Source organism: Rhizobacter sp. P1_G5 (assembly GCF_056405435.1).
The window spans coordinates 1-1817 of the sequence record NZ_JBFUCB010000893.1; the positions used below are offsets into that span (position 1 = coordinate 1).

At 71.4% G+C, this 1817-nt stretch carries 2 protein-coding genes; one reads left to right on the forward strand and one right to left on the reverse strand.

The features are described 5' to 3' along the window. Positions 1-294, reverse strand: a 294-nt coding sequence (locus AC1D12_RS32425; protein ID WP_477845252.1) for an FNR family transcription factor, incomplete at its 3' end; no start/stop codon positions are given. A 131-nt stretch (positions 295-425) separates the two neighbouring features. On the opposite strand from AC1D12_RS32425, the gene hemN reads away from it, so the two are divergent. Continuing rightward, the coding region (hemN, locus tag AC1D12_RS32430) for an oxygen-independent coproporphyrinogen III oxidase (RefSeq protein ID WP_477845253.1) at positions 426-1817 on the forward strand (1392 nt) is incomplete at its 3' end.

Sequence of the window (1817 nt, forward strand, 5' to 3'; positions counted from 1 at the left end):
GTGCAGCCCCGAATCGATCGCGTCCAGCCCGAGCAGGTCGCCCGGCAACGCGAAGCCGGTCACGCGCCCGCGCTGYGGCGGCGCACCGACACAGGTCTTGAAGGCGCCGCTGCGCACCGCATACAGCGACGCAAAGGTCTCGTCCTCCAGGAACAGCGTGTCCCCCGCAGCCACCGCCCGAACGCTGCCGGCCACGATGGCGTCGATGTCGTCGCGCACCACCGGCAGGCACAGGTGGCGCCGCTCGCACAGCATGCAGTCAGGCTCGGCGGGCAGCGCAGGCAAATGGCTCATCGAAGACATGGCACGACGCGCCGCAGCGCTCCATCGGGTTGAATGGCTCGACGGCATTGTGGAAGGCCGCCCGCAGCCGCCAGTTGATCCAACGCAAGCCGCCGCGGCGCGGCGCGCGCGACAGTGCCGCCATGAATGCCGCACACCCCTCCCCCGCGCTCGACGACGACCTGCTGCGCCGCTTCGACGTGCCCGGCCCGCGCTACACCTCGTACCCGACGGCCGACCGTTTCGGCGAGGCCTTCGACGCACAGCAGTACCAGCGGATGCTGGTGGCCCGCAACGGCAGCACCGCGCCCCTGTCGATCTACGTGCACATCCCGTTCTGCGAATCGGTCTGCTACTACTGCGCCTGCAACAAGGTGATCACGCGGCACCATGAGCGCGCCGTCGAGTACCTCGACGCGCTGGCCACCGAGATCGAACTGCACGTCACCGCGCTCGGCACCGGGCTGCCGGTGTCGCAGCTGCACCTCGGCGGCGGCTCGCCGACCTTCCTGAGCGATGCCGAACTCACGCGGCTGATGTCGACGCTGCGCGGCGCGTTCCGCCTGCTGCCCGACGCCGAGGTCTCGATCGAGGTCGACCCGCGCACCGTCACGCCGCAGCGCCTGGCGCACTTCCGCTCGCTCGGCTTCAACCGCATCAGCTTCGGCGTGCAGGACATCCAGCCCGACGTGCAGCAGGCCGTGCACCGCGTGCAGCCGTTCGAGGACGTGCGCGTGCTGGTCGCCGCCGCGCGCGTGCAGGGCTACGAATCGATCAACGTCGACCTGATCTACGGCCTGCCGAAACAGACGCCGCAGAGCCTCGCCGAGACCGTGTCGCGGATCGCCGAGTTGCGCCCCGACCGCGTCGCGCTGTACGGCTACGCGCACCTGCCGGAGCGCTTCAAGCCGCAGCGGCGCATCGTCACGGCCGAGCTGCCGAGCGGCGCCGATCGCGTGGCGATGCTGCGCGGCGCGATCCGCGGCTTCCTCGCCGCCGGCTATGAAGACATCGGCATGGACCACTTCGCGCTGCCCGGCGACGCCCTCGCCCGCGCGCGCCGCGCCGGCCGGCTGCACCGCAACTTCCAGGGCTACAGCACGCAGCCCGATTGCGACCTGATCGGCCTCGGCGTCTCGGCGATCGGCCGCATGGGCACGAGCTACAGCCAGAACGCGAAGACCCTGCCCGAGTACTACGAGGCGCTCGCGCAGCGCCGCTTCCCGGTGGTGCGCGGCCTGGCGCTCGACAGCGACGACCTGCTGCGCCGCGACGTGATCATGGCGCTGATGTGCCAGGGCCGCGCCGACCTCACGACGCTCGGCCATGCCCACGACGTCGACGGCGCGGCGTACTTCGCGCCCGAGCTGGCGTCGTTGCAGGTGTTCGTGGCCGACGGCCTGGTCGAGATCGACGGCGGCAACGGCGCGACCKTGCAGGTCACGCCGCGCGGCTGGCTGCTGGTGCGCGCGATCGCGATGGTGTTCGACCGCCACCTGCAGGCCGCACGCGCCCGGGTGCGCGAAGGCAAGCAC